This is a genomic window from Microbulbifer mixtoriginis (SeqCode), from assembly GCF_052467945.1.
Window position 1 is genome coordinate 3,128,668 of the sequence record NZ_CP174328.1, and the last position, 22,619, is coordinate 3,151,286.

The 22,619-nt window shown below is 44.9% G+C and carries 18 protein-coding genes; 8 read left to right on the forward strand and 10 right to left on the reverse strand.

Annotation, left to right across the window (positions count from 1 at the left end):
• The first annotated feature begins 90 nt into the window (after window positions 1-90).
• From ACJJIJ_RS13740 to ACJJIJ_RS13750, 3 genes are read left to right on the forward strand one after another with little or no spacing between them, the layout of a single operon-like run.
• Complete coding sequence (locus ACJJIJ_RS13740; RefSeq protein WP_444937634.1) at window positions 91-630, forward strand: MarR family winged helix-turn-helix transcriptional regulator; 540 nt, start codon at window positions 91-93, stop codon at window positions 628-630.
• Entirely contained in the window at window positions 627-1,583 is a 957-nt protein-coding gene (locus tag ACJJIJ_RS13745) for a S41 family peptidase (RefSeq protein ID WP_444937635.1), read from the forward strand. The genes ACJJIJ_RS13740 and ACJJIJ_RS13745 overlap by 4 nt, the downstream gene beginning before the upstream one ends.
• A gap of 55 nt (window positions 1,584-1,638) precedes the next feature.
• Window positions 1,639-2,109 (forward strand): GNAT family N-acetyltransferase, encoded by a 471-nt coding sequence (locus ACJJIJ_RS13750; protein WP_444937636.1) that lies wholly within the window; start codon window positions 1,639-1,641, stop codon window positions 2,107-2,109.
• Here the strand turns inward: ACJJIJ_RS13750 and ACJJIJ_RS13755 are convergent.
• Complete coding sequence (locus tag ACJJIJ_RS13755) at window positions 2,102-2,701, reverse strand: pyridoxamine 5'-phosphate oxidase family protein (RefSeq protein ID WP_444937637.1); 600 nt, start codon at window positions 2,699-2,701, stop codon at window positions 2,102-2,104. The genes ACJJIJ_RS13750 and ACJJIJ_RS13755 overlap by 8 nt on opposite strands.
• Window positions 2,702-2,804: 103 nt before the next feature.
• On the opposite strand from ACJJIJ_RS13755, the gene pdxR (ACJJIJ_RS13760) reads away from it, so the two are divergent.
• Both pdxR (ACJJIJ_RS13760) and ACJJIJ_RS13765 read left to right on the forward strand, forming a co-directional pair.
• A complete protein-coding gene (gene pdxR, locus ACJJIJ_RS13760; RefSeq protein WP_444937638.1) occupies window positions 2,805-4,277 on the forward strand; it encodes a MocR-like pyridoxine biosynthesis transcription factor PdxR in 1,473 nt (490 codons plus the stop codon).
• A gap of 314 nt (window positions 4,278-4,591) precedes the next feature.
• Entirely contained in the window at window positions 4,592-5,932 is a 1,341-nt protein-coding gene (locus tag ACJJIJ_RS13765; protein WP_444937639.1) for a hypothetical protein, read from the forward strand.
• Between the two features lie 404 nt (window positions 5,933-6,336).
• Here the strand turns inward: ACJJIJ_RS13765 and ACJJIJ_RS13770 are convergent, their stop codons facing one another.
• The 3 genes from ACJJIJ_RS13770 to ACJJIJ_RS13780 form a co-directional block, all read right to left on the reverse strand.
• Window positions 6,337-7,248, reverse strand: coding sequence for an alpha/beta hydrolase (locus ACJJIJ_RS13770; RefSeq protein WP_444937640.1), 912 nt, complete (start codon window positions 7,246-7,248; stop codon window positions 6,337-6,339).
• Between the two features lie 11 nt (window positions 7,249-7,259).
• Window positions 7,260-7,637: a YybH family protein gene (locus ACJJIJ_RS13775; protein ID WP_444889533.1), complete on the reverse strand. Its 378-nt coding sequence runs from the start codon at window positions 7,635-7,637 to the stop codon at window positions 7,260-7,262.
• 866 nt (window positions 7,638-8,503) lie between these two features.
• Window positions 8,504-10,966 carry a ricin-type beta-trefoil lectin domain protein gene (locus tag ACJJIJ_RS13780; protein WP_444937641.1) on the reverse strand — a complete coding sequence of 821 codons (2,463 nt, stop codon included), beginning with the start codon at window positions 10,964-10,966 and terminating at the stop codon, window positions 8,504-8,506.
• A 355-nt stretch (window positions 10,967-11,321) separates the two neighbouring features.
• On the opposite strand from ACJJIJ_RS13780, the gene pdxR (ACJJIJ_RS13785) reads away from it, so the two are divergent.
• On the forward strand, window positions 11,322-12,788 hold the full coding sequence (gene pdxR, locus ACJJIJ_RS13785; RefSeq protein WP_444937642.1) for a MocR-like pyridoxine biosynthesis transcription factor PdxR: 1,467 nt from the start codon (window positions 11,322-11,324) through the stop codon (window positions 12,786-12,788).
• Between the two features lie 924 nt (window positions 12,789-13,712).
• Window positions 13,713-15,191, forward strand: coding sequence for a MocR-like pyridoxine biosynthesis transcription factor PdxR (pdxR, locus tag ACJJIJ_RS13790; protein WP_444937643.1), 1,479 nt, complete (start codon window positions 13,713-13,715; stop codon window positions 15,189-15,191).
• 157 nt (window positions 15,192-15,348) lie between these two features.
• Here pdxR (ACJJIJ_RS13790) and ACJJIJ_RS13795 read toward each other — a convergent pair whose 3' ends face one another.
• From ACJJIJ_RS13795 to ACJJIJ_RS13820, 6 genes are all read right to left on the reverse strand, one after another.
• A complete protein-coding gene (locus tag ACJJIJ_RS13795) occupies window positions 15,349-16,374 on the reverse strand; it encodes an alpha/beta fold hydrolase (RefSeq protein WP_444937644.1) in 1,026 nt (341 codons plus the stop codon).
• A 132-nt stretch (window positions 16,375-16,506) separates the two neighbouring features.
• Window positions 16,507-17,109: a peptide-methionine (S)-S-oxide reductase MsrA gene (gene msrA / locus ACJJIJ_RS13800; protein ID WP_444937645.1), complete on the reverse strand. Its 603-nt coding sequence runs from the start codon at window positions 17,107-17,109 to the stop codon at window positions 16,507-16,509.
• 63 nt (window positions 17,110-17,172) lie between these two features.
• Window positions 17,173-18,357, reverse strand: coding sequence for an iron-containing alcohol dehydrogenase (locus tag ACJJIJ_RS13805; RefSeq protein ID WP_444937646.1), 1,185 nt, complete (start codon window positions 18,355-18,357; stop codon window positions 17,173-17,175).
• Between the two features lie 251 nt (window positions 18,358-18,608).
• Window positions 18,609-19,052, reverse strand: coding sequence for a hypothetical protein (locus ACJJIJ_RS13810; protein ID WP_444937647.1), 444 nt, complete (start codon window positions 19,050-19,052; stop codon window positions 18,609-18,611).
• 24 nt (window positions 19,053-19,076) lie between these two features.
• Window positions 19,077-20,465 carry an aldehyde dehydrogenase family protein gene (locus tag ACJJIJ_RS13815; protein WP_444937648.1) on the reverse strand — a complete coding sequence of 463 codons (1,389 nt, stop codon included), beginning with the start codon at window positions 20,463-20,465 and terminating at the stop codon, window positions 19,077-19,079.
• Window positions 20,466-20,546: 81 nt separating this feature from the next.
• Window positions 20,547-21,920 (reverse strand): glutamine synthetase family protein, encoded by a 1,374-nt coding sequence (locus ACJJIJ_RS13820; protein ID WP_444887076.1) that lies wholly within the window; start codon window positions 21,918-21,920, stop codon window positions 20,547-20,549.
• 162 nt (window positions 21,921-22,082) lie between these two features.
• Here ACJJIJ_RS13820 and ppa point away from each other — a divergent pair, with 162 nt between their 5' ends.
• On the forward strand, window positions 22,083-22,619 hold the full coding sequence (gene ppa / locus ACJJIJ_RS13825) for an inorganic diphosphatase (protein WP_020412430.1): 537 nt from the start codon (window positions 22,083-22,085) through the stop codon (window positions 22,617-22,619).

Genomic DNA, 22,619 nt, shown 5'->3' on the forward strand with positions numbered 1-22,619 from the left:
TGATTGGAAAGGGTTGGCATTTGCCGGCAACCTAAAACCGTGTGTCCGCGATCAAGCGAAGGGTTAACGGGTTCACAGGAGGTTGAGGAAATGCCACAGCGTAGGGAGATACTCTACAATCATTTATATAAGCACTTATATAAATTCAACACTATGAAATACAGCCAGTTGGGTACTCGCCTCAGGCATTTAATCGAATTACTGGACGGCGATGTCGCAGATAGTTACCGCACCTGCGGTATTAAAAACTACAAGCCGCGTTATACACCGGTGATGCGAGCCCTTATCCACAAGAGCCCGGTCACCATCAATGAAATAGCGGCCAGTGCCGCAATCTCCCAGCCGGCGGTCAGCCAGACGGTCAGAGATATGGTCCAGCAGGGATTATTAGAAATCCTCACCGGGGAGGATGCACGCCAGCGCAAGGTCCGCCTCAGCCGTAAAGGCCAGCGCTTACTACCAAAGCTTGAAGTCCACTGGCAAGCCACCGTTGAAGCGGAACGTTCATTAAATCGGCAACTGTCTACACCTCTAACAGCACTCGTCGAAGAGGCGATTGCCGCTCTGCAGGAACACCCCTATCTCGATCGCATTCAGCAGTGCATTACCAAGGAGAATAAAAAGCCATGAAACTGATTGCCGCCTTCAGCCTGGTCCTGTGCCACACCATCTCTTCAGCGACTTACGCAAGCGATGAGGATTGCCAGTTTAATCCCACCGTAGTTATCCAATCCGCCGCCAGCGCTATTGCAGAAACTTATGTACTCGCAGACAAAGCCCAGAGCGTTTCCTTGGCGTTGTCTGAGATGGCCAGTAGCCCTGAAGCTTTGCACCTTTGTCGGGACTCCGAAAGTTTTGCCAAGCTAATTACCGAGAAAATCCGAACACTGTCCGGAGACAAACATTTCTATTTGGAGCCGGTAAGCCCTAATGAAGATTCCAACAACTGGATAGCACAGTGGCGAGCCGAGGCGCCCAAGAACAACTATGGTGTAAAGAAACTAGAGTTATTGCCCGGTAATATTGCCTACTTCAAACTCTCTTCATTCCATACTTTTGAAAATGCCCGGCAAAGCCTGGCCGCGGCATTTACCCTGTTGCAACACAGTGACGGTCTGATATTGGACCTGCGCAATAATGGCGGTGGTGATAGTGATACAGCCACTGCCATCCTCGAATCCTTTGTGGACCCCACTAACCCCCTGCCATATGTCATTGAAACCAGAGAGAAGCAACATTCCCCTGAACGCATCAAAGAACTTCCTTGGCCAGCCTATGGCACCCAGAGACCCATGGTAGTACTGATCAATGGGCGCTCCTTCTCCGCATCAGAAAGCATCGCCTTCTCGCTGCAACAACTGGGTAGAGCCACTATTATCGGTAGTGCCAGCGCCGGCGGAGCCCATATGATGGATGCGCCTCAGACCCTGCCATTTAACTTTGAAATTGGAATTCCCTCTAGTCGCCCGGTTTCGACTTTATCTAAGGAGCTGGTTAACTGGGAGGGTCAGGGGGTGAGGCCGAATATTGAAAGCAGCGAGCAAGAAATTTTACAGGTGGCGTTAGAGGTTCTTAAAAAATAAACTGCGTTTTAAAGCACACCCAAACTTTAAAGCAATGGAAATGTAGAACTCAACAATGCGTACCTCTTTACAACCTATAACCCAGAATAACTATGAGGCGGTCTGCGATCTGGATGTCGCCGAAGCGCAGCAAGAATACGTTGCCTGCAATATGTGGTCACTGGTGGAGGCACAGTTCAATTCAGGGTATGAAACTCGTGCGATTTATATGGGAGAAAAGCCCGTTGGTTTTCTTATGTGGGTGAAAGAGAGCCGTGAAAAAATTTCCATTTGGAGATTTATGGTTGACCAGAAGCAGCAGGGGAAGGGGATAGGTAGGGCAGCGCTTCAGCTAGCCCTACAAGAAATCCGGCAAACACCCAATATCGAGCAAATAGAAATCTGCTACAACCCCAAAAACCCAGTGGCTAAAGACTTTTATTCCAGTTTTGGTTTTACTGAAGTGGGTATGGATAAGGACAACGAAGATATGCTTGCCATTATCAACCTCACCAACAAAACTCCTGAAGATACTGATGCTATTTAAACGGGCAGGCGGGCTTAGTGCCACTCCAGACCGGTAAATCGAGATCTTCTTTATTGTCTGATGGCGCTCCTGTGCGACTCTTAAAAGAACCTTCCTCTATGGTCAGGCGCATTAGGGCCGTACCCTTGCGCTCCTGAGGGTTTGGAGCGCGCACCTGGCTCCAGCGGCCGGGCTCGATATCTTCGATAATAGATTTGAAAACCGCATCAAACTCCTTTGGGTCCTGCACCCGCGCACCGCGGCAAAACAAAACTGCCGAGCGATAGTTGGCACTGTGATGAAAGGCGGATTTAGCCAGGACCCATTCGTCATAGTGGGCAAAGGAAATACACACCTGCTGCCCCGAATCCAGTAACTTCTGCAGGCGGCTTTTATTAAGCACATGAAAATACAAAAAGTCCCCATGGCGCCATACCGTCATGGGAATAACAATCACTTCACCATCCTGAGTAAAAGCAATATGCCCCAGCTTCAGTTCATCGACTAAACGATAAATATCCTCGCGACGATAACTGGCCCTCTTGGCAGCACGGCGCACCCGGCTTTTCGCAGTTACCGGCAGTTCACTCTTTGCGGAATCTAAAACTACCATTCTTAAAAACTCCCACAACGATTTATCAACAACAGATATCGCCAATATAGGGAGTTGCTGGTACTCTGATTAGATCCAGTTTTAATCAGTTAATGGTGCCAGTTTGAGCAGCCCCGATTTTGCCGACTTAACCCTGGACCCCAGGCAACCGTTACAAAGCCAACTATACCGCAACCTGGTAGAGTGGATTTGCAGCGGCCGTCTCGCAGCAGGGAGCAAGCTCCCCTCCTCTCGTAGACTATCCTCCACCCTGAATATCAGCCGCAATACGGTCACACTGGTGTTAGAGCAGCTCAAAGCAGAGGGCTTTGTTACCAGCCATGTCGGACAGGGCGTTTTTGTATCTAGCGCCCTGCCCGCTTACGTACAGAAACCACAACACCAGGCATGGCATTCCCAGGACTCCGATGGTACCGCTCCCTTACCAGGGCTCTCAGCCCTTGGCCAAAAGCTGCAGACTGCAACGGCATTTAAAACCGACAGCGACGTATCTCTACCTTTTTCACCGGGTATACCGGATCTCAATGCCTTTCCTTTAGCTATTTGGTCCAGACTCTACAGGCGCCATAAAGATAGGTTTCCACTGCTTGGCTATGGGCACAGCCAGGGCCATCCACCCTTACGCCAGGCATTGGCAGAATACCTGCGCAGCTGCCGCGGAGTGCTCTGTGATGAAGACCAGATCATCATAACCAATGGCGCCCAGGAAGCCTTGAGCCTGTGCGCACAAGTGCTACTTGGCCCCGGAGATACCGCCATCATGGAAAACCCTGGCTACCGCCGCGCCCGCTGGGTGTTTCAAGCCTGCGGCGCCAAGTTGGCATTGGCCGAATTGCAAAGCGGCTATTTAGACGTGGATGCACTGATCAAAAGCCAACTGCACGGCAAAGTCCTCTACACCACGCCAACCCATCAGTACCCCATGGGCGGAGTCATGCCTGCCAGTGAACGGCTAAAGCTGTTGGACTGGGCCAGCAAGACGCGATGCTGGATTTTAGAGGATGACTATGACAGCGAATTTTCCTTTAAGCACAAACCTGTCGCCGCTCTCCAGGGAATGGCAGAGCATACCCCGGTTATCTATATGGGCAGCTTCAGTAAAAGCCTGCAGCCCGGCCTTCGTTTAGGTTACATGATCGTTCCCAAACCCTGTGTACAGGCATTTGCTCGGGCAAAGGAAATACTCTCCGGCCACTCCCCCCTACTTGCCCAGGCGGTTGTTGCCGACTTTATTGACGAGGGACACTTCGTACGACACCTGCGCAAAATGCGCATCAACTATCGGGAAAAATGGCTGCATTTTTGCGACTTGGCACGAGAAAAACTTGAACCCCAGGCGCAACTCATCGCAAGTAGTGCCGGAATGCACTTGGTACTCGCCACGCCCGGCAGGAATGACCTAGAACTGTCAAAGCAATTAGCCCAGCACCGCTTCGGTAGCACGCCACTTTCTTTTTTCTACCCCGATAAATCATTGAACCATGGCCTGGTATTAGGGTTTGCCAATACTAGTAAACAACAACGAGAGGACTGTATAGATCTTCTGCAGAGTTTTTTAACACACTCATTCAGCTAGCAAACTTTCAATATCATTATTATTGGCAACAGCATTTCTATACCATGGTCAGTAGAAAATATTGTTAGTGTATTTCTTATATACACTCACCCCGCATATGCCTGGCCAGCCCTAGCCTGAAGTTATCCACGCTTTCCTATTGCCGATAAAGACAACAACTTGGATGGAAACACGCTGAAATAGCGAACTTTTTTTGGCACAAGGATTGATCTATGGGGGTCGAATTCAACTAGGCTGGGTTTATGCACAATTCCAGTCAAACTTTAGATACTAGCCAAACAAAAGCGGCAACCTCGCCAACTGCATGGCTAGCCATGATAAGCCTTTTTTTAGGCGCCGCTTGTATCCAACTGGTCATTATGCGCTACCTGAATGGCGAGATGGCTCCGCAGGCCTTTGCAGCCGTATTAGAGCAGCTTATTCGAACGGAAGAAGTCCCCGCAGCTATTCAATCTTTAGCCATATTTTTCACCCCGCACATCACCAGCCTGACTTACTCACTGCATTTTGTCATTCTACTTGCCGGGGTACTCTTAATATTGCGGGTATTAATGACTCTAGGCGCCCTACTCATGTTTGTGAGCTTCATAGTATTATGGGGCTTTACTTATATGGGCGAAAATAGCTGGTTCTTTGAGTTTTTATCACCGGCTTTATATGCATTAGTCTTGGCGGTAAGCAGCTGTAGCTTCACCTCAAACATTCAGAAACCATCCGATCAAGCCTCATCTCATCCAACGCCCTATCACCAGCGTCTATTGGGCAGTATTCTGGCACCCGATATAAGCTTTTTGTCCTGGTGCCTCTGGGTGATTGTGGCATCTAGCGTGTTGTTTGCGATATTTTTGATGTCGCGCAACGGCGGCAATCACATACTTCTAGCCAGCCTTTTATCCAGTATCACCATTGCCGCCCTAGCAATACTTTCAAAATTTTTAGACCGATATCGCATAGTCTTACAGACAGAACAATCCAATCTGCTGGTAGGGCGTTGGATTAACCTGTTCACCATCACCATAGGTGTTATGTTGATTTTCCAGGTTTATGAAGACAGCTTACTGAACTGGTTTACCGTAGAGGGCTATAGAGGGCTGGTGAACTCCTATGTAGAATACGGAAACACCCCGCTATGGTTTCGCAACGCATTAGCCTGGGTTGCAGAGCATGCCAATATTTTTATGCCCATTCAAAGGGTTTTCGAAGTCTCTGCCGCAATCTGTATGGTCATATTAGTTTTTCGGTTCCCTATTGTTCTATTAACTACCGGACTATTCGCCATTCTCTCCTTTACCGAATTTGGAGTAACCAATGTTTGGCCCCCAGCCCCTGGCAAGCCCCCGGCCTGGGTGTTTGAGCTACTACTCACAACTTTAGTGAGCTTAACCTGTGGCCTTTATTATCTTTTTGATGCCTTAAAATACAAATCCTGGCGTTACTGGCTGCTTGGTTTCAAGGTGTTTGAATCCATATCTAAGCTGGATAAACATCTATTGTTTATCTTGTTTTTCATCCTGGAGATAATTGTATTTTCAGTGAGCCCTATCAGTAAAGAAAATGATATATTAGCATTGCACTTGGCGACACTCACACTGATTCCTTTATTTTATATATTGATACTTGTAGATATTTATAGAAAAGATAACACAAAACACTAATCATCAATCAGACTTAATCTTGGCTAAACTGATAAGCGTCCATTCGCGGCTCTCCACCCTTTTATCCGCATAACTTATTTACACAAAAAAACTATTAAAGAAATCAAAAAACTTAACCAAAGACCTGCATAAAAAACTCAATATCGAAAACATGCCCATAAAAAATTAAAAGCTTGTTAAAGCTGAGCACAGCATTTCTATATTAAAAAAACAGACAAACTCTGAGCCATACAACTTGGTTGTCAATAGAGGCTTATCTTTATTACTTGAAACCAAGTTAGAAAAATTAAGCTATTTATTTAAAAGACACCCCACCTAGGATTTCTCTACAATTTATTTCAAAATTTTAAATACAGTTTAGAAAGGAAGACATGGACATTACTTGCCATACCCTAACTTTAAAACTAAACCAAAATATGATTCAAGAGATAACTTAGCACCTCATCATCTTCGACAACTAATCTTTCAAGCAAATCAAGATGATCACGATTATTTGCAATGATAAAATGACAGGGATTTCCGGACTTTAATAGCTTTTCTTGATACTCCTTTGTCTGACGAAAAAACTCAGGGGTATCAAATTCAGGTACTATCAAATGTAGTGGACAGAGCTTTCTACCTTCTCTTAGCGGCATTAACTGTGGGCTTACCTTCTCCGCCGACTCCATTGACATATTAATCGTGTCATTGACAAAGCTATTCACCAGTGGACGGATATCGAAAAGCCCAGCCAGAGAAAATGCGCCTTTGAACTTATCCTGCGTAGATTTTGAAATATCAAACTGGCTCCAATCTGTCTGATGTAACATCCCTACTAACTGACCACCTGCCGAGTGCCCCACCAGGTAAACTGCAGACGTACCTCTCAGCTCTGCCTCTTTAAGTACCTTAGCCATTGCATACTGTGTCTGTTTTACTATGGACTCCATAGGCACGCCATTATTCCAATCCTGGGCCATACGATAACCAGGCATATAAACAGCAATCCCTTTTCTATTAAAAGGCTCAGCCAGGAAAGAAAACTGCTCTTTTGAGAACCATTGCCACCAACCTCCGTGGATATAAATGACTATGGGTGCATCTTCAGCAACATTCTCAGGCCTAAAAATATCCATTGAGCCTGATAATTCCCCTTCCCCAAAACTAACTGTTTGCAGTCCACCTTTGATCGCCTGTCGGTAATTGGAGCTGTGACTCTCTGTGAATTCTACATGAGCTGGTAACAATTTTTCTGGCGGCAAACGATGATTCCACAGAGTCGGATTGTACTGTTCGTCAGTTTTTTCCCGGGTAAAACTATTCCAATATTCGTTCATGTTATATCCTTTCACTTCGCATTTTTGTCCAAGGCTTCAAAATGGTCCTCACGCAGGCGCATAGTACCGTCCTCCTGGAGAACCCAGAGCTCCCGTGTAATTACCCCTTGCGCGTTATTCATTCTCCAGTTGCTGGAAAGTACGGTTGAAGTGTCATCTACTGCCTCGATTTTTGTATCCAGATAAGTCACATCCGAGAACCCCTGAGCCACAAGGTTTTCCCAAAAAGCCTGTATCTGCTCCCGCCCCTGGAATAGCCCAAATGGCTTGGCCATCATTTGCGCATCTTTTTCGTACATAGAAGCGCAGCCTTCTGCATTTCCTTGGTTGAAAAATGACTTCCAACGCTCGCTGGCTATTACAGTTTTTTCAATTAATGCCTTATTCAAGTCAGATTCCTCTTCACGATAATTAAGTATTAATTTTCTGCAAGCATAGTGCCCCAGACACCGCCTTTTGATAAACAGCCATAAAGTTAAATTAGTGTTTAGAAGAATTAAACAATGAAACCCTATCTAGAAGATATGCAAGTATTTCTACCTGTTGTTAAAGTGTGCAGTTTTACGGCACTGGCTAATAGCCTGGCACGTACTAGACCGGCAAAGCCAGACCGTAACCCAACTGGAAAGAGGTCTGGGAATGAGGCTACTATACCGAAGTACCCGAGCGCTCTCGTTAATGTAAGCAGGCACGCAGTTCTACATTACTTGCCATAAAATAAGTATCCACCATTTTTATGGTCTAAATAAATCAACTGGTAGATCCTCTCCTGATGTAATGACACACCGCTATATCTCTTTAAATAGATGGCTGTCTGCTGAAGATTTAACTCTTTCCGAGTTAGGCTGTCTATTTATTGCCACACAACACCAATCACTTTCCGTGCCTTATACGCTTGCAGGCTTCTTAGCTCCTCAAACTTGTGTGCTTGCCCTAGGCGATATCCTCGCAATCCAGTATTGCCTCATAGCTCTCAACTGATCGTCAGAGGGTACCTCATCAAGAGGTTTTCTATTACTTTCTGGGAGTGTCCAGCTTTTCTTAGGCTGTAAACCTGGTATCGCTCGTTCTTACTCAGTTGATTTCAGCTCATCAGAGCCGATCTCTTGGTTGGGAGAGGTGACGATTCTATCAACTAGGCCCTCCCTTACCAATTGCACTTATTATTCGAAACCAAGACCAGATGGAATTCCAGACAATCCTATCTATAAAAACGCCCGCTAAAGCGGGCGTTTTTATTAGAGCTTTTTAGTTCTTATTCTCCAATATCATGAAGGGTCCAAATTCTTGACGCAGTAGTATCACTACAGTCTACTTTTGAAAGAGCGCGAACACTAGGCATAGTACTCAGCGATACTGTTTTCAAGCATTCACCTGTAGCTCTATTCCTAATACTGAAATGGTTAACCCCAGAATAGTTATATGGACCAAGAAAATCCCAGGTGGTAGAGTCACTCGGCACACTGCTTGGCACTAACTGTTGATATTTAAGAATGTCGGTATCGTTACTGTCTTCGATATACTTGTCATTAGTGATATCATAGATCATGTAACCACCATTATATTTTACGAGTGCCATGTCTGTCAGACTACACGATCCATTGAAATAGGCAGTCTGACCCGTTCCCGCGTTTGCAGTATATCTTTTACCCATACATCTACCAACAGTCGATGTATTATCCTTTAGATAGATTCTCTCGGCATTTGAGGAATTCGGTAAATCTACAATATCAAATGCAAATAATTCTCTTACTGCTGTATCAAGATGACAGCTAGCGGCAACTAGACTTCCCAACAGGTAGTGAAGGCACCTTCCGGTATCACGATTTTGCAAACCAAAAACACCATCACCATTCCAGTCTGAAAAATCCCAAGTAGCAATATCTCCTATCGCAGGGGAAAATAAGATCCCAGTACCTTCCATATTTATCAAATTCAATCCATTATGCGACACACGATAGCCGCCGTTGTATGGAAGAATTTGATAGATAACCGAGTCTATATCACAGCTTACAGTTGCACCAACAATGTTAATGCACTTTCCTTTTCCGGTATGTCGCATACTGACTAAAGAATGGGTATCAGGGATATCGACTCCATCAACCTCCCAAAAATCACCTTCAATTTCATCACAATTAACCGCTGTGAGACTGGCATTATCATCAAGTGCTAAACATCTTCCTGTACTCGCATTAATAAAATTAGGATAAGGGTCTAAGCCCCAAGCACCTTCTTTTTCGGCTATCCACTTGGAGTCCAACCCTTCTCCAGACCGAATAACAAAACCATCAGAGTCTTCACCTTTGTCTTTAAAATTCCTGTTATCAGATATCCGAGTTATTTTAAATCCATCTTCAAATGGACGGAACATAAAAACATTTTTACTGACATCGCAAGTATACTGTGCTTTTGCATCTGAACCGACACATAAATCAGTATCTAAATGTTTCAGTCTCACACCACTATAGGTTGGCACCTCAAAAGCTTCATAGAATCGCATTGTATCTTCATCTAGTTGGGCCACGGCCTCTGGACTCGCGTGACTATACCAGTCCCAAGAGTCTACAACCGCTGCCAAATTATGAAGAATATGGTTTCTTTCTGCTTCAGCTGGATACCTATCCTCACTTGCATATACTCCCTCGGGAGTAATATCTGCTAAATGGTGATTTCGAGCACCCTCACATAAGCTTGAACCCGCAGCTGTATAAGAGTGGCTATAATAATTATCTGAATATTTATAACGACTATCACAATCGGTTAGCATTAGCTCTCTGTAGGCGCCCAATTCTGAATTATATACATCTACAGCTGCAGAAATCATACCCGGTATTTTTGTACTTTCAGTAATGAAAATACCAAGCATTTCCAGTACCGCTTTGTATGAGTCAAACTCGTCACCGATTACCCGGTCAAAAGTTAAAAAAGTATTAAAGTCTGCATTACAGTTCGCTACGGAACCCTCTGGGGTAGTTAAATAAGAATCAATAAATTCTGAAGTGTCATACTTAATTGTTTTTAGTAATTCAAGATCAACGAGTTCATCGCTATCTATACCATTCCAGGTTGGATAAACTTCCTGGCTAAAACAGAAACGATTAAATTCTCTTCTGTGCAACAATTCCATTTGAATAATGGAAACAAAAGCTGGCGCAACATTGTAAACTAAAGAATCATACTTAGCTTTAGTTACTACTGGGCTTTCTGCATACACTTCATCCAGTGTATTTTTTATTGTGCCCCCTAATTTTACTGCCAGCTGTTGATAAGCATCTGCAGCCTCATTGTGGTAAGATAAGTTGCCCAAATCAATAATATTTTGTTTTGAAGATGATAAAATTGATTTTAGCTCGTTAAGATCAGCTTCAACAAAGGCCGATTCCAGATCAGAGATCCTATTATTGAATTGCTGCAAGCAACCAACAAGCTGTGGATCTGCACCGTCTGTGGTTTCAGTGACAAACCCCCCAGTTATTGAACCATAAACAACTGGATACAAGCTTTTTAATATTGGAAAGTTAGAAGCGCCAAGCGTTGTGTTTATTACATTGTGGGCAACAACCATTCCTATCGCTTGACCATCAAGCTTTACAGCTGAGGTAGGTTCTCTTGAAGCATAGTCATAACAAGCGCCAGTTAGCTCTGCTGCGCTGGCAGACTGGTAAGCAACAGCTAGGGCAACACCTGCACATAAGCCTACCCGTTTCATAATTTTCATTTATTTAGACCTCTTAAGAGATTTTTTACATTTAAATTAGAGCAAATTCCCATTTAAATTTAGCCAAATAAGCTAAACAAAAGTAAGGTCCAGTTTCGAAAAAACCATGGTGCCAGAAACAAGGATTTTTAATCTTGAAAGTAAACCTTTAAGTACAATAAATTAACAAAACAATGTAGTTTCAAATGAAACCTTTTGTCGTATTGATACATCACAGTTCAAATCTGTGAAATCCATCAATTTTTTGCTTTGTAATTTTTAAAGAAGTTTAAGCAAATAATCATTTGATGACACGATGTAGATATAATACAAAAAAATAATAGAATTTAAGTTTGAATACTTCTTGGTGCAGGTAGTGAGTGCTCCAGACCTTTTTGACCTATCTCTTGATCGAAATCGCCCCCTTCAAAAGCAGCTCTATCAAATACTGATAGATTGGATAGTGAATGGGCGACTTACCAAGGGTACAAAGCTGCCCTCTTCACGAAGACTGTCTGAGAGCCTGAATATCAGTAGAAATACCGTTATCCAAGTGATAGAACAATTAAAAAAAGAGGGATTCCTTGTTAGCAAGGCAGGTAAAGCTATTTATGTCTCCAGTAACTTAGCTTTCTGCACAATTGAAACAGCCGAAAATTCTACTCTGAGCGAGAATAATCCAGAGTTCTCCTTACCACCACTTTCAGATTATAGTGAGACAATAAAATCTCACTCTAAACTTAAGTCGCGCTGGCCCACTCTTCTTCCTTTCTCACCAGGTGTGCCAGATTTAAAGTTATTTCCCTTTGCTATCTGGAATAAAATATATCGACAACACCAAGATAGAATACCAATTAGCGGGTATGGAGATCCACAAGGATACTTAGCATTAAGAGAAAGGCTAGCACAACATTTACTGGCCTCACGGGGTGTTCGTTGTACAGCTGAGCAGATCATCATCACTAACGGAAGACAAGAAGCTTTAAATATATGTGCCCAAACAATACTTAATAGTGGCGATAGAGTTTTAATGGAAAATCCTGGCTATGGAGGGGCTAGATTTGCTTTTCACGCAAAGAATGCAACCGTAAATTTGGTTGAATTAAATGAAAACCGACTGGATATAGATCAAGTAGTCAGAGAAAACAAACAAGCAAGACTCATTTATACAACAGCGACTTATCAACACCCTATGGGTGGGGTTATCCCACTTCAAGAAAGAAGCAAGCTACTCAATTGGGCTGAAAAATCGAAGTGTTGGATATTAGAAGATGAAGCCAACGGTATATTTTCATTTGAAGAAAAGCCTATAGCCGCCCTACAAGGCATGAAGAAACACACTCCTGTTATATTTATTGGCAGTTTTAGCCGTACACTTTTGCCAAGCTTCCGTTTGGGCTATCTTATAGTACCAAAGTCTGTTGTACCCTCTTTTGTAGATATTAAGTCCATACTATCAGGACCATGTAACCAGCTCCAGCAAGCAGTGTTAGCCGACTTTATTAATGATGGGCACTATGTGCGGCACATTCGCAGAATGCAAATAAACTATCAAGAAAAGTGGGAACACTTCTGTCAGCTAATTCATATTCATCTAGAGCCAGATGTAAAACTTATTAAAAGCAGTGCTGCTATGTTTGTAGTTATAAAAACTCCAGGACATGATGATACCTATTTGCATGAAAAACTTAACCAGAGAGGTTTCGGGAGTGCCCCATTGTCTCTATCTGACGCTAACAAATCAAAAGCATCTGGTCTAATATTAGGATGTGCCAATACGACTCACCTTCAACGACAACAGTTCGTTGAATACCTATCGAAGCTTTTAAAAAAACAAGGATAGTTCCCCGAAATTTTCAACCTTAATCTGGCACTTACCATAAAAACAAACATAATAAAACTATTAAAAACCACCAGCCAGGATATTATTACTGATACCTCTTAACAACGGTTTTCACTCACCTTAACAGCGGTGAAATTCACACCCCTACCCAATACAAAACTGTTGCTCACCCAATAAAGAAAACTTTAAACCTTATCAAGCTAAAATATTTAAGCGTTATTTAAAGAGCATAATACCGCAATTATAAACTTCTAGACATCAACAACCGCATCAACTTATCGCACAGAATTATATGTGATTGCACTTTATAAAACTTTGCCTGCCCCAAAACAAGTCAATACATAAAAATTATATATTGCACTATTCGCAAATGGGCGCATCTCGACTATATAAGTTTTTCTCACACTATAAGCCCGCCCCAATAAGTCACCTAACTTTAATATAGGGAAATATCTTGCACTCCTAAATAAACAACTAAAAGTTAAACCGCTTCACTTACATTAAAACACCTTGCCATAATAATACCGAAACAAAATTCAACAACAAATAAGACAATTAAATCAATTACAAACAAAAAAAGTAAGGTCCAGTTTAGAAAAAATCATGGTACCACCCGCTGAAAGGTTTTCTAAGGTGGTAAACTTGGCAAACTAATTTATGAAAAAAAATAAACTCTGTAATCTATACTGAATGATAACACTCCATATCCCCAATCATATCTGAAAGGAAGTGCAATAAGATTTAACCATCAAACATTATTGAACCAATAATAGATCTCTTAAATTTACACATACCATCCTAATTTAAAAAAATTGTACAATAATGCAGCATGTAAAGCCTCACACAACCTAGATCAAACAGATGAAATTAAACTTGAAAATTATCATTCTCCTATAAATTTAATTTTATTTAATGGTACCTACGGTGAGTGCCCCAGATTTTTCTGACTTAATCCTAAATCGAGATAAACCTCTTCAGAAGCAACTCTATAATGCCTTAATGGCACGAATAATTAATGGGCGTCTATCACCTGGAGTAAAACTCCCTTCATCCAGAAGAATGTCTGAATGTTTACAAATCAGCCGAAATACTGTCACGCAAGTAATAGAACAATTAAAAAATGAAGGATTTCTTTTTAGTGAAGCAGGAAAAGGGATTTTTGTTTCTTATCATCTACCACATTGTGTAATAGATTCAAACAAGTCAAATTTAGTCAGTGAGAGTGGCAATAACAACAATGACCTTCCAGTGTTATCAAACTATTGTGAGATGTTAAAATCTCAATCTTCTCTTATGGCACGCTGGCCACCAACCCTCCCATTTTCTCCAGGCATGCCAGATTTAAGAGCTTTCCCTTTTTCTATTTGGAATAAAATATATCGACAACATCAAGATAGGATTTCCATTAGCGGATATGGTGATCCAATTGGATATCTCCCTTTAAGAGAGAGACTTGCAGAATATTTACTTTTATCTCGGGGCGTTCGCTGCAACCCAGATCAAATCATTATCACAAACGGGAGGCAGGAAGCCTTAAACATTTGCGCTCAAACCATATTAAATCATGCTGACCATGTAATTATTGAAAACCCATGCTACAGAGGTGCAAGAATCGCTTTTGAAGCCAAAAATGCAAAAATAAATTTTATAGACTTAGATGCAAATCGATTGGATGTAAGCAAAGTTTTACAAGCCAATATAGAAGCAAAATTAATCTATACAAGTCCAACTCATCAACACCCAATGGGTGGCGTTATTCCACCTTATGAAAGAGACAAGCTCTTAGACTGGGCAGAAAAATCTAATTGCTGGATATTAGAAGATGAATCTAATAGTGTGTTTTCATTTGGAGAAAAGCCGATAGCGGCTTTACAAGGAATGCGTGAAAACAGCCCAGTGATATTTATCGGTAGTTTTAATCGTGTATTAAAACCAAATTTACGCTTAGGCTATCTTGTAGTACCTAAGCCCGTAGTATCTTCTTTCACATATACAAAAGCCACACTCTCCGGACCTTCAACACTACTTTATCAAGCAGTAATAGCTGACTTTATTGCCGAAGGACACTTTGTGAGACATGTGCGAAAAATGCAAAAACATTATCGGGATAAATGGAAGCATTTTTGCGAATTAATCACAAATAAACTCGAACCAAGTGTTAAGCTAATTAGAAGCAGTGCATCTATGTATGTTGTTATTAGTACACCAGGCTTTAATGACATCAAACTTGCACAAAAACTCAACCAGAATGGATATGGGAGTTCAGCGCTTTCCCTATCCTACGCAAATCAACCAGCCAAGTCTGGATTAATTATTGGTTGCGTGAATACAACACAGACTCAGAGAGAGCAATTTGTGGAGCATTTAAAAAATCTGCTAAAGGACAAAATAAATTATATTTGATATAAATTATACTGCTTCAACTCATTGATTACACCCACCCTTAGACTGTATTTATTTTAAATAGCTACAGTCTAAGATTATCTCCTGATAATATATCCTGCAATACCTATCAGCAAAATTCCACTACTACATCGCCTTATAACATGTATTACAAACCCTATAACTTATGACCGTATAATAGTGGAGTATTATTAGTCCGTAGCAATAATTTAAATATGCTTTTCACCACTGACTTGGCACCGAGCTCCCCCAAAAAAAAGAAGTGTCCCCCGGGAAGAGATATTGAAAAGTGGCTACCAGAACATTCAACTTGTTCTTGAAGACACTCCCAATGACTAGAAGAGAGGTCCTTCAATGCATTATCTCCAAGCACCCTCTTAATAAGCACTCTATTTCTAATAAACGCCCAGTTAGAGGTATTCAGTAATACATTTTCCGCATCAGATATCGAATTACCATGAATAATTACAGGAAAAGGATAGTCGTCATAATTGAAAGTGTTCGCGGACTTAAGGCTCCATTCTAAGTCTTCCACAAACTGGCCATTCTTATACATCAGGCCCGTGCCAATCAATCCCACAGGGGTGGCCCCCAGGATCCTCTGCCGATAAATATCTTTTGGGAGAATAGTATGGCCGTTATAGGTACTTTGATCTTCCAGTGCCTGAAAAAACCAGGGGTATAAGCTCTCCCGGTTTGCCAGCCCTTCTGGTGTCATAGCGATATTTTCAGCATTTGCTTTTGGCAAGAAGCCTGGAACAGCGGGATCTCCCGACATGGCAACAAACATCACTATTGAGAAGCACTTACCAATCGCTTCCCTCCCAAGAGCTCCGGCAATCTTGCATCCCATACTCCAGCCACAGACGATCACCTCTTGCTGCAATCTATTCTCAGAGACAATCTTGTCAATTACTTCCGCGACCTGCTTACCCCAGTCTGCGATGGTGAAATTGGGGTAATATCCCTCAAAGGCCTTATTGGCGATGGGGAAGGATATAGCAAGGAAGGGGTGGCCTGAACGATGAACCCAATAACTGATAAAGTCTTCTTCCCTGGCCTCGGGGCAGCCATAAAAGATACGTGCCAAGTGAGAGTTACCCGGCACAAATACCATTAGAGGTTTGGATTTATCTGCAGCCATATAGCGATAAAGAACGGGGAATCCTGCTGCAGTGCCCATTACCTCCCCTTCTTGCAACCTGCCAGATTCTGTGTTCCCCATGCCGTTTACCACATCTGAATTATCCTAGTCAGCAGACTTATTCGCTTAAGGGCACCTCTATTTAAGAGATCAAAAAACACCCCAAACTCTTCAGCTCTTGCTCTTACCTTTTCCTTTACCCCAAACTTCCTCAAGCCGCTGATCCCGCCCGCAGCGAAAGCGATAGTATTTATAGCGTAGGGGATTGCGCTGATAATAATCCTGGTGGTAAGCCTCTGCAGGATAAAAAGTAGCGGCAGGCTTTATCTGGGTGACAACTTTCTTACCCAACTCAGCCTCTACTTTCTTTTTACTCTCTTCGGCCAGCTTCTTCTCTTCTTCATTACCGTAAAAGATCTCAGCACGGTACTGGTCGCCCCGGTCACAAAACTGGCCACCGGCATCAAAGGGGTCCACGTTGTGCCAAAAAATATTGAGTAACTCGGAATAACTCACTTTGTTTGCATCATATTTAACTTGCACCACCTCGGCATGGCCGGTGCCACCAGCAGAGACCTGATCATAGGAGGGGTTCTTTACATGACCACCGCTGTAACCTGAGGTGGTTTCCAGCACGCCATTCACTTTGTCATACGGCGGTTCCATACACCAGAAACAGCCTCCAGCAAAAATAGCGGTTCGTATATTAGGAGAATCCTGGGCATATCCGAGGGTGGCTGCCAGAAGAATAAACAGAGTAAAAATACCGCGCATAACGAATTCCTATGGAATGTTCTATTGATGGTTACTCTTCTGTCGACTCATAGAGGGAAACTCTTACAGTGTGACACTACCCTGGCAAGCACGCAGGAAAATATCGCGATATTTCACTGTACTAAACGACATAGGATTACTGGCTGCCGAGGGATCTGCCGCAGCCATATGAGCGATTCTATCGGCGTCTTCGGCTTTGATACCGATTTCAACCAGAGTGTGGGGAATATTTAATTGCTGACGCAGACCGAGAATCCAATTCAGCACGGCATCGAAACCGCTCTCGAACCTATCTTTGCCGGTCAATTGCAGTGAGAGGGCCAACTGCCCCATGGGAACCTCTATAGCAGGCCGGTTGGCTACAAGCACATAGGGCATCAATATGGCGTTGAGTAAACCGTGGTGCTTGTCATATAGGGCACCGAGCGGATGTGCCAGGGCATGAATAGCTCCCAAGCCACGCTGAAATGCGGTGGCTCCCATACAGGAGGCTACCAACATCTGTTGACGGGCTTTCAACTCAGTGCCAATCATGTAAGCACGGGGCAAATAATTCTTAATCAGACGCATCCCCTGTAGTGCGATGCCCTCTGCCATGGGGTGGTAAATGGGGGAATAATAAGCTTCCAGGTTATGCGAGAGTGCATCCATGCCAGTGGCTGCAGTAATCTGGGGGGGAAGATCCAGAGTCAGTTCGGCATCCAGTATGACGATATCCGGCAATAGTTTGGGGTGAAATATCAGGCGTTTTACCTTCGCCTGCTCATCGGTTATGACCGCCACCCGCCCAACTTCCGAGCCAGTGCCCGCGGTTGTAGGCACGGCAATTACTGGGAGCATGCCGTCGAGGTCAACCCGCTTATAGTTATCTCCAATATCTTCAAAATCCCAAATGGGACGACGCTGCCCGGCCATTAGGGCAATCGCCTTACCGGCATCTATGGCTGAACCACCACCGAAGGCGATTACGCCGTCGCAATTTTTATCTCGTAACAGCTCGACACCACTATCAATATTCTCACCATTGGGATTCCCCTTGATTGAGGAGAAAATCTCCACCTCCAGGCCGTATTCCTTACAAGGCACCAATGCGCGTTGAAGCAGTGGTATGCCTGCAATACCGGGATCCGTTACCAGTAAGGGGTGCTGCATATTGAGATCAGAGCAGGCTTTGGCAAGATCTGATATCCGGCCGGGACCAACCCAAATATTGGTAGGAAAATTCCAGTTTACCCGGTATTTATCCACATTATCCTCTCTGCCTTTACCGCCTAACCATTTAAAATTTCTAGCTATCCACAGTCTCTATGCGTTTAACCGATAGAATAAGGTTAAAAACAAATTTTCTGTTCATGACCTCAACGCTATCTAGATATCCCACCTGTAAAAGTTCGGGGTTATTATCCATAGGCGAAACTACAGCTGAAAAAAGCGCGATTCTCATTTTAGTAATTGGACCTATAAAACCAGCAGAATCATCATTAATCGACTACATCTATTTAAGGCTCGATAGATTCAATTAACTTAATCACTGGAGTAAAGTCCACTGAATGACAGTCACCTTGATAGGACGCAATCAGTAGATCGCTCCCATCCCCCAAAAACCAATTTGCCGAACACTTTTCTTCCGATGTAAAAGTGACAAAGTAACCTGAATATTTGCCAATCTGTACCGAAGAAACTGGATGCTCCAATGGGTGCATTTTTAAGAACACACTGGGGTCTCCTCCATTAACCAGCAACCCTTTCCTCAGAAAAAACCCCATCACATTGCCTGTATCATTCTGGCAAAATTCTATTCCCACATAGTCATTATATTCTCTGCGTATCGACCAACCATCAGGGACCTCTAGAGCAATATCTCTATAAACATAGGACTCCGCGTTTAGCACTAGGGGATAAGTTAAGAACACACCATAAATACAACAAGCAATCCACCTCACAACATTTTCCTCTTTACTGGTTTACTAGCCCCCAACTTTAAAGTGAAATGATTTGGGCCTGGTTAGCTGCTCAAACCCGACTCTGGACAAAGTACACCCCCTGCCAGACTGTTTAACGCCGCTCCAGGCCAATTCCGGGTCTAAATAGTCGCAGCGATTGAGAAACACTGTGCCCACTCGCAAGTGATCGCCAATTGCCAGGGCAGTTTCTTCATCTTGTGAAAAAATAGCTGCTGTCAAACCGAAAGGGCTGTTATTCATTAATTCTAGAGCTTCACCATCGTCATGGACTTTTTGCACCCCCAAAACCGGGCCAAAAGATTCATCGCGCATTACCCGCATTTTTTGCCGTACACCAGTAAGTAATTGTGGTGCCATATACTGAGTACCGCGCCTGTCCATGGAAAATTTACTGCTGTGCAGGTGGGGCTGGGCGCCCTGGGCCACTGCTTCGTCAATTTGAGTGCGCACTTTGTCGGCAGCCTCCGCATTGACTAACGGACCCAGGGTTGTTTGAGGATCATCGGGGCGCCCCAGCTGGTAATCACCCACTAGTGCCACGGCGCGTTCGACAAATTCTTCAAATAGATTTTCCTGCACATAGGCACGTTCAATACCACAGCAAGACTGGCCGGAATTAAAAAAAGCACCATCCACTACAGCCTCTACCGCCAATTCAAGGTCCGCATCTTCACGCACATAAGCGGGGTCCTTACCACCCAGCTCCAGTCCCAACTGGATAAATCGGCCGGCAACGATACGCTCTATATTGGCCCCGGCATCCACAGAACCGGTAAAAGCAATATGCTGGATTTCTTCGGCACAGGCTAAACGTTGCGTATTGGAATGATTGAGGTGCAAATATTGAAATACTCCGTAGGGCAGACCCGCTTCCCTGAAAGCCTCCACCATACGCTCGGCGCACAAGGGCGTTTGTGCCGAGTGTTTTAATATGACCGCATTGCCGGCCAGCAAGGATGGCACCAGTGCATTTACCGCGGTTAAATAGGGGTAGTTCCAGGGGGCGATCACCAGGGAAACCCCCAGCGGTTCACGGCGTATAAAGCGGGAAAATCCCGGTTTAATTGGCAAATGGATATCTACAAGGGCCTCCTCTGCCAGATTTGCCATGGCCGTAGCGCGCTCTGCAAAGCCGTCTATTTCGCCCGGTGCAAAACGAATGGGTCTGCCCATCATCCAACAGAGTTCCTCAGCCAGGCGATGCCTGCGCTCGGTAAAAAACTCCACTGCACGGTGGACAATGGCGATTCGCTCCACCAAAGGGGTCAATCGCCAGGCTTTTTGTGAAGCCGCCGCCCGATCCAGGGCTACACGAATTTCAGCCTCGCCGGCCAGGGCCCGCTCCAGATATACACTGTTATCGACAGGGGAAATACAGCGCAGGTGGTGCATATTAAATATTCCTTATCCGCGGCTTATTTTGATTTCCTTACCATCCAAAAAATCACAAAAGCGGGCTTTTAAAAGGGCCATTTAAATAATTTCAAAATACCTATCCAGCTCCCAGTCAGTAACATGGCGACGATACTCGCGCTCCTCCCATTCCCGGCTGGCGGCGAAATGCTCAATAAATTCACTGCCGAATAATTCATGAGCCGTCTCGGAATTTTTTAGACGCTGGGTGGCATCCCATAAAGTGGTAGGCAACGCCTGCTGTGCCTCTTGTGTCAGGGCATAGGCATTGCCCTCGATGGGCGTACTGGGCTGCCACTGCTGCATGATTCCGTAAAGGCCGGAGCCCAGGGCGGCGGCCAGCGCCAGATAGGGGTTGGCATCTGCAGCGCCCAGGCGGTATTCCACCCGCTGTGATTTTTCCCCGCCGGGGATGGCACGCAAGGCCGTGGTGCGATTTTCCACGCCCCAGTTCGCACCGGTAGGCGCCCAAAAACCCGGAACCAGGCGGCGGTAGCTGTTGATAGTTGGCGCGAACAGAGCCAGGAATTCTGGCATCAGGCGCTGTTGGCCGGCGATAAAGTAACGCATGGTCTCACTGATTCCCTGGGGCTGAGAGCCATCGAAAAACGCGGCATTGCCGTTATTCAAATCGCGCAGCGATAAATGAATATGGCCACTCTGCCCGGGAAGATCGCTGGACCAACGCGACATAAAAGTCGCCATCAGGCCCATACGCTGGGCCAGCACTTTCATAAAGGTTTTAAACAGTGCGGCTTTATCCCCAGCAGCCTCGACCCTATCCACGGCGATTGCCGCTTCGAGAACCCCCGGGCCGGTTTCTGTATGAAGCCCCTCCAAAGGAAAGTCCATACACTCACCCATTTCGAGGATTTCCCGGTAGAGTTCGGCGTGAACCGAGTTGCGCAGCATTGAATAGCCAAACCAGTCCGGCGTGAAAGGCTTCAGATTGCGAAAGCCCTTTTCCCGTACCGACTCGGGTGTTTCATCAAATAAAAAGAACTCGTATTCCAAAGCCGCGAAGGGCTCAAATCCAATAGCCCGACAACGGTCTACCACCCGCTGAAGAGCCGCACGCGGACACACGACCTGAGCCCGTTCATCAAACTCCGCCAGGAATAACAGCATATTGTCTTCAAAGGGAATATCGCGACAGCTGTGCGGCAGGATACGCACCGGCGCGTCTGGGTAGCCCGTGTGCCAGCCGGTATAACGGGTATTGTCATAGAGCTGGTCTTTAACATCCCAGCCCAGCACCACATCACAGAAGGAAAACCCCTGCTCCAGGGCAGAGAAGAATTTTTCACGGCTCATATATTTGCCGCGCATGACCCCATCCAAATCAAACAGGCCCACTTTCACATGACTGAGACCGCGCCCCTCAACGATGGCACGAGCCTCCTGAACGGTTTTTACCTCCCGCGCTTTGATCATGGCCATCCCTGCCCATTGTTGTTATCAATGTCCTACAGGATAGACCCGCCAGCCGAGCCTTGACGCCCCATATTTCCTTTAAGGGCGTGACTTTCAGCCGTGCCGAACTGCATATATAATCCGCGCTCCAAATTTTTCGTTTTACCCAGTTCAGGACCAGCAATGAGCTTCGACAAGATCCCCGCAGGTAAAGACCTGCCCAGCGATATCAACGTAATCATCGAGATCCCTGCCAACTCCGACCCCATCAAATATGAGGTGGACAAGGACTCAGACGCCGTATTTGTGGATCGTTTCGTTGCCACTCCCATGTTCTACCCAGCCAACTACGGTTATGTACCCCAGACTCTGTCGGAAGACGGCGACCCCCTGGACGTACTGGTAGTGGCACCCTACCCGGTAATGGTTGGCTCCGTGATCCGCTCTCGCGTGATCGGCGTTCTGAAAATGACCGACGAATCCGGTGTTGACGCCAAGCTGCTGGCGGTACCTCACACCAAGCTGACCAAGCTGTACGATCACGTTCAGGAAATTGGCGACCTGCCCGAGCTGCTGCTCAAGCAGATCGAACACTACTTCGAGAACTACAAGGCTCTGGAAGCTGGCAAGTGGGTGAAAGTGGAAGGCTGGGCCGACGCTGAAGAAGCGCGCAAAGAAGTGCTTTCCTCTCGCGAGCGCTACCTGAAAGAAGAAGGCTGA